Here is a 6,000-nt window from a genome sequence, read left to right as displayed (position 1 = left end):
TTTAATGATACGGCGACCACCGAGATCTACACCGGCTCTACTTCGTCGGCAGCGTCAGATGTGTATAAGAGACAGCTCCACATCCACAATCTCAATCTCCCCATACGTCAGCCGCACAATCCCCTGCGCCTGCAGTTCCTTGAGTATCTGATTAGTCGTTTGCCGAGAAATCGCCAGCATCAGCGCCAGCTGTTCCTGGGCCAGATGCAGCACCCGGCGCGTGTCGCCCTCGCCGTAGTTGTCAGCGATCATCAACAGCCGCTGGGCCAGACGCGGGGCGGCGGGCAGGAGGCTGATCTGTTCCAGGGCGATAAACGCCAGCCGCAGTTTCTGGCTCATCAACAAGGCGAACTCGCGCCAATAAGCGGGCTGGCGTTGCAGCATGGCGTTCAGCGCACTTTGCGCCACATGCAGCAACACGGTCGGACCTTCAGCGAAGGCGTCGTGGGTGCGCGGTTGGCCGTCGAACAGGGAGATTTCGCCAAACCAGTACGGCGGCTCAACCAACGTCAGCAGCGCCTCCTTGCCGTTGACGCTCACAGCGCCAACGCGCATCGCGCCTTCCACGACCGCATACAAGCCGCATGGCTGATCGCCCCGGTGAAACAACCGTTCGCCGCTCTGTAGGCGGCGTATTTGGGCCTGGGTGAGCAATTCATTTTGTAGCGAGTGCGGCAGGTGGCTAAACCACTGGCCGGTGCGCAGCAGCGGCAGGTAAGGCGAAACGTCATTCATGGCTGATCCGGGGCGCGAACTAAGGTTTGTCAGCTACCTGACAGAGTTGCAGCTTACTCAACCTGCATGATTCATCCAGCCCGAATAGAGGCAGCCTCCGAGGACATAAAATGAAAACCCTGACAGATCATCTCGCTCAATACGCCGCCTACCACCGCGACCGGCGCAATATCTTCACCCACTTCATTGGCGTGCCGATGATCGCCTTTGCTGTCACCGCCTTGCTCTCGCGCCCCGGATTCAGCGCCTTCGGCCTGTGGCTTTCGCCTGCCACGCTGTGCGCCCTGGCTTCGGCCGTGTTCTACCTGCGCCTGGAAATGCGCCTCGGCTTGCTGATGAGCGCCTTGCTCGGCCTGAGCCTGTGGGGCGGTGCCAACCTGGCGGCCGAGAGCACGCTGGTATGGCTCAGCGGCGGTATCGGCTTGTTTGTGGTGGGCTGGATCATCCAGTTCGTTGGCCACTACTACGAGGGCCGCAAGCCGGCATTTGTCGACGACTTGTCCGGCTTGATCATTGGCCCGCTGTTCGTGGTCGCTGAGCTGCTGTTTCTGGTTGGCATCCGCGACGAGCTGCGCCAGGCCATCGAAAAGCGCGCCGGCCCGACGTGTATCCGGCATAAAAATGCGATGGTTTGAATAACTGCGTGCGCTAGAAAAAAAACGCGTTGCAGGGTACTGCCACCCGAAACGATGCCCCGTATCTTTCGATAAGGGGCATCGCTTTTTTGGTGGCCCGGGTACGAGTTGTTACGGACTTCAGGTTGCCACGTTAAGGCACCCCGACAGCCAAGCCAATTAACGTGGATGTCACGCTGTCCACAGTTACGAGGCTGGCGGCCAGGCTTGTCTCGGTCACTGTAAAAGCCTCGAACGCTGTGCTTAACAGGCTGTTGTTTATGGCCTGCTCTTCTGCAATTACTTGCTCTTCGACTTGCATCATGCTCCGTCCCTCTTCGGGTTCAGCGAAGTTGTCCAAATACGCCTCCAGGTCTTCATCACCCTGGCGACCAGGCGCGAAGAGAGCCCTAAACTCTTCCTTGAATTGCTCGAATTCAGCCGGTGGGTTTAAGTTTCCCTTCGACCAGTCCTCCCAGATATTGCTCGGCGTTACGCGCCAATTTTTTAGTTCCTCGGCTGTAGCTCCCGCGGCATCACCTATCTCCTCCGCAGTCACCTCATAGTCTTCCCATATGTCTTTAAGACGCGGCGTCACCATTTCTTCAAATCGCGACCACATCTGTGCCCTTTCAAAAATAATAGGAAGGCGCGTCTTCATACCGATAACGGCGTTGGAGATAGCACCAAGCGCGGCAATATTATTGGCACTATAGAGCGTTATAGCGGTTACGGTGGGAGTGGAAACATAGAAGTGTTGTCCAGCAACGGACTGTTCATCAGCACCGGACTGCGCCCAGTCGGAAGAGTCAAATCCATCGGTTTCACTATCCGGATTACTTTCGATATCAGCCAACGAGCGTTTCCCGCCAATATTGAGTTTAACCAGACTATACATATAGGAAAAATAGGACCTGTTCGTGTCGTTGGCGAGGGCTGCGATCAGGACGTTTGCGTTATCTTTTTCCCCGAGAAAACGCCACTTGCTAGTGGACGTCTGGTTAGTTGGAAAATAGGCGGAACTGCTGTTGGACGATCCTTTGAAAGTTGCCTGAAAAAATTCACGCTTTTTCGAGTACGGGTTGTCATAGACAAAGATATCCCCGTAATTGGCCGGTTCTCCCCACTCCTTGAAGTGGGCGCTAATTTTTTCGATTAGTTTCGCAACTTTGGCCTTGCTGCCTAAGCTGGTTACATACGTCCAGTTGTTATCAGAGCGTCTGTTGATGGGCAGCCATTTATTACTGGCGGCAGGACTACCGTCGAATTTTGACGTAAATAAATCGACCGTGTTGGTATAGGGATTCTCGTAGACATGGAGTGCGTTTTTTTTATTGCTCGGATCATCCCACTGTGAAGGCTTGAACAATGAGGCTTGCCTGATCTCATCGTAGAGCGACGGCGCATACCTGCTATAGGCATCTAGCAGTGAAGTGCCTGAACGCAGCGCCGTGATGAATTGCTGCATGCTGGAGGGCAATTGGTTATAGAGGCCGCTATCAGCGTATAGAGCATTGAAGAACTTAACGGCTTGTTCTTGCGACGTAAACGTGTCTGCTGAAACGCTGCTTTCTAAGTCTTCTGTAGGTAAGGTTGTCCCCTTGTTGACCACCTTTATCCGGTCCATTAGCGCGAGCTCTTCGGTGAACCCGTACATCAACGCGAAAAAGTTTTCGGCAAGCTGTGCTGCCGACTTATAGCTTTGCGGATTCAGCATTTCGTTTCTGCCAAATCCTGATGCAATGGACCATTTTGCCCTGAGCGCTTCATTCCCCTGCAGAAAATCATAAGGGTAGAGGTCTAGCTTTCTTCCCTCGCGCCACGAACTCGAAAGGTCGGTTGGGGCCATGACGGACAGGCTATATAAGTGGTCAATGCCTGATCGGCGAAGTCGCTCGTCCCCCGTCCATTGCCAGGCCTGGTACGCAGGTTTGTAGGTGTTGACTCGCCCCCCGCAAACCATCGTCAGCGGGCCGTCATACGACTGCCTTGGAGCGGTCAGGCACTGTCCAGAAAACGCATTCTTCAACTGAATGGTTTCATCTGCATTTTTTATAACGAACCAATCCAGGGACCTGTCCCCGGCGCTGCAGTTTTTGCTAACTACTTTATGTTGCAAATCTATCTTTCCGGCCAGCACAAGCGACTCAGTCGGCGCCAGACAGGTTCTTTTGGCCTGGTTAATAGCTCGGCTTATCTGCGTTATGTTTTGGGGCAGGGGAAAGGCGGACGTCTGGTTGGCCAGTTTTGTAATCAGCTCGGCTTTAGGGCCGTTGGCGGCTAGATAGGTCCGCATCAAATTTTTGAAGCGGAAACCGACAATCTCTGATTGCGTCTTTGCAAACGTCTCATTGTTTACTTTGGTAATCAGTCGTTGGTCTATTTTTTCTGAGAGCTTGTTAAAGAATTCGTTGGGTAGAGGCTGAGGTACAAACTTGTAATATTTGGTTGTTTTAGTGGTGCTTTTCGAAGGTGATGTGTTGGCGTTGTTCCATTTGTTAACAAAACTTTCTTCTATTTGGCTAAAGTCGTAATCATTTATGTCGGCTGCGCGGATAAACGGGTAAACCGCTTGTACATCGGGTAACGATACGGAATCGCTATACGCACTGGTAAACCCGATCTTTCCCGACACGCTAGGCGCGTACGCCTTTGCCCAGTAATCAATCGCGACTGATTTCATCACGGTTGGATTCATTTGGAAATAAAGGTGGGCGATATTCTGCAAGTGCGTGTTGTGCTGGCCCACCAGGAAGTCGTTGCGTTCCTGCATGAACGCGCTCATGACGAAGCTCATCATGGTATTGCGATTTCGCTCGCTTAATACGTCGTCTGGAAGATCCGTGACCAGGTCGATTGGAGGGTAGGTTTTGACGCTTCGGAAGTAATTGGCGAATCCAGTAGCATCCTCTTTATGCCATTTGGCGAGCCGTGCTGCTAAAAGTTGATATTGATGGACCAGTGGGGTATTCAAGCGCGTGATAAGGTTAAGGTTTTTCTTGTTAAGATTATCCCATTCTTGCTTATAGCGTGAAAAATTGGATTTGTTCGCGTGGTAGTTATCCAGATTGTTTTGCGCGATTGAGCCTTGGTCGGTAGGCGTGTGGCCGGAGCTAATTGAACAGCCTCCGGAACTATTAGGGTATTGTCCGTCTGGGCAATTTAACGCGGCGAATGTTTCAGTCGTGGCAAATGGCAGGACGGATAACGCGCACATGCCCAACCACGTGTTTATTCCGCGCGAGTTTTTCAAATCAGCTGATCGATTCATATTCTGATTCCTTCAGAGCTATATATAGATGAGCTAGTCGAAGTGCAGCACCGCTAGCGGAAAATAATCTGGGCTTGCGATTATCGTGGTGCCAGCGGTCAGGTCTGCGAAACCGATTGAAAATTCCGAGGTGGCGGGTGCAAATGCAGGTTGATAATTAAACTAATGTGCCGACGGGGCGCGGCGACAGGCAGCGGCGATGAGTCCGTTCCAAGGAAGTTGGCACCGGCTTCGCTGTAATTTGATAACTTTTTTATTTATATCTCGCGGCGAGGGCCACAAGCATTAACTGTCGTGCCGAAGCCGCTGATTGGAAACGGCTGACTCTCTTAATACCAGTGATTAAAAACTACGGCGCGAACGACACGTTCCCGCAGCGCTGCAGGTTAATTTGCAATTGACGTAGTGGGGGTGCGACGAGGTGTTGGCGAGGGCGAGGCGAACTTGAAAAGATGAGCGGCCAGCCTTTCGTTTAGCCGCTCTCATGGAACAACGCCAGGCAGCCGCCCCCGGAGCCTACGGCGTTGCGGGATCCCGGGCCGTGTCAGTTCGCCAGCAACTGATCGCTCATCGCCCGGGCATGGCGGTCAACGATGGTGGGCGCGAAGGGCCGGCCGGAAAGGCTGGTCATCGCTGTAACGCCGCTGTTCATGTCCGCCAACGCCACGCGCAGGTAGCTCCAGCGCGTGTCGAGCTTCTTCTTCACCGCTGCGTCCTGCTCGGCCAGCGCGTTCATCTGCTGATCAATTTCCGGCACTAACAGACGCTCGTCCTGACCGATGTACTGGTCGGCGTGTTCACGCGCCAGCTCGAAGCTGCCGACGTACGAGCGGAACAGGTACTGAACCGACAGGTACTCGAGCTTTACCGGCAAGTCCTCCTCGGGCGTGGCTGGCGTCAGACCGTGGGCGCTGATGAGGAAATCGCGCAGGGCTTTGCTCAGTTCTTTCTGATAGCCCCATGGCACGTCTTCCTCGTTGGGGCCGAAAGAAACACCGCGTTTGATTTGGGTAACAAGGTTCTGTTGAGCGCTGCGTAACTCGCCGCTGGCCTGCGGGCTGCTTTGAACGGCGGCGGCGAGGGCGGCGAGGTCGCTGTCGACCCGTTCGCTGTAGCTGGCCTGATAGCCTTCGCCGCGGTACAGCAACAGGCTGCCAACCGCGCGGCAGGCCTGAACCTGCATGTGTTGCTGTGGTGTCGCGGCCGCTGCCGGGAGGCTGGCCAGTGCGGCCAACAGGCAGGCGAGCCAGACGTGAAGCATGGACGTACTGCGCATACCGAGGTGCTCCTTATTATTTTTTTGAGCAGTGCGGACTTAATTTCCCCGCGCGTAGCGTACTGCACCGCCACGCTAAGGAAATTAGCCCCAAAGAGTGATTT

At 54.1% G+C, this 6,000-nt stretch carries 4 protein-coding genes; 1 reads left to right on the top strand and 3 read right to left on the bottom strand.

The genetic code is table 11. The features are described from left to right. Nucleotides 1-54: 54 nt before the first annotated feature. Nucleotides 55-735 (bottom strand): Crp/Fnr family transcriptional regulator, encoded by a 681-nt coding sequence (locus AC0IW7_RS24180; RefSeq protein WP_471821351.1) that lies wholly within the window; start codon nt 733-735, stop codon nt 55-57. Between the two features lie 110 nt (nt 736-845). Here AC0IW7_RS24180 and AC0IW7_RS24175 point away from each other — a divergent pair, with 110 nt between their 5' ends. Then, a complete protein-coding gene (locus AC0IW7_RS24175) occupies nt 846-1,370 on the top strand; it encodes an Mpo1 family 2-hydroxy fatty acid dioxygenase (RefSeq protein ID WP_471821350.1) in 525 nt (174 codons plus the stop codon). 133 nt (nt 1,371-1,503) lie between these two features. Here AC0IW7_RS24175 and AC0IW7_RS24170 read toward each other — a convergent pair whose 3' ends face one another. Further along, complete coding sequence (locus tag AC0IW7_RS24170) at nt 1,504-4,620, bottom strand: hypothetical protein (protein ID WP_471821348.1); 3,117 nt, start codon at nt 4,618-4,620, stop codon at nt 1,504-1,506. Nucleotides 4,621-5,164: 544 nt separating this feature from the next. After that, nucleotides 5,165-5,896 (bottom strand): hypothetical protein, encoded by a 732-nt coding sequence (locus AC0IW7_RS24165; RefSeq protein WP_471821346.1) that lies wholly within the window; start codon nt 5,894-5,896, stop codon nt 5,165-5,167. Nucleotides 5,897-6,000 lie beyond the last annotated feature (104 nt).

The sequence above is a fragment of the Pseudomonas sp. AC229 genome, from assembly GCF_979254655.1.
This window is presented reverse-complemented; position numbering and strand designations above follow the sequence as displayed.

Bases quoted from the DNA above. Each gene is read 5' to 3' on its own strand.
- AC0IW7_RS24175 (WP_471821350.1), top strand. From the start codon at position 846: ATGAAAACCCTGACAGATCATCTCGCTCAATACGCCGCCTACCACCGC.
- AC0IW7_RS24170 (WP_471821348.1), bottom strand. From the start codon at position 4,620: ATGAATCGATCAGCTGATTTGAAAAACTCGCGCGGAATAAACACGTGG.
- AC0IW7_RS24165 (WP_471821346.1), bottom strand. From the start codon at position 5,896: ATGCGCAGTACGTCCATGCTTCACGTCTGGCTCGCCTGCCTGTTGGCC.
- AC0IW7_RS24180 (WP_471821351.1), bottom strand. From the start codon at position 735: ATGAATGACGTTTCGCCTTACCTGCCGCTGCTGCGCACCGGCCAGTGG.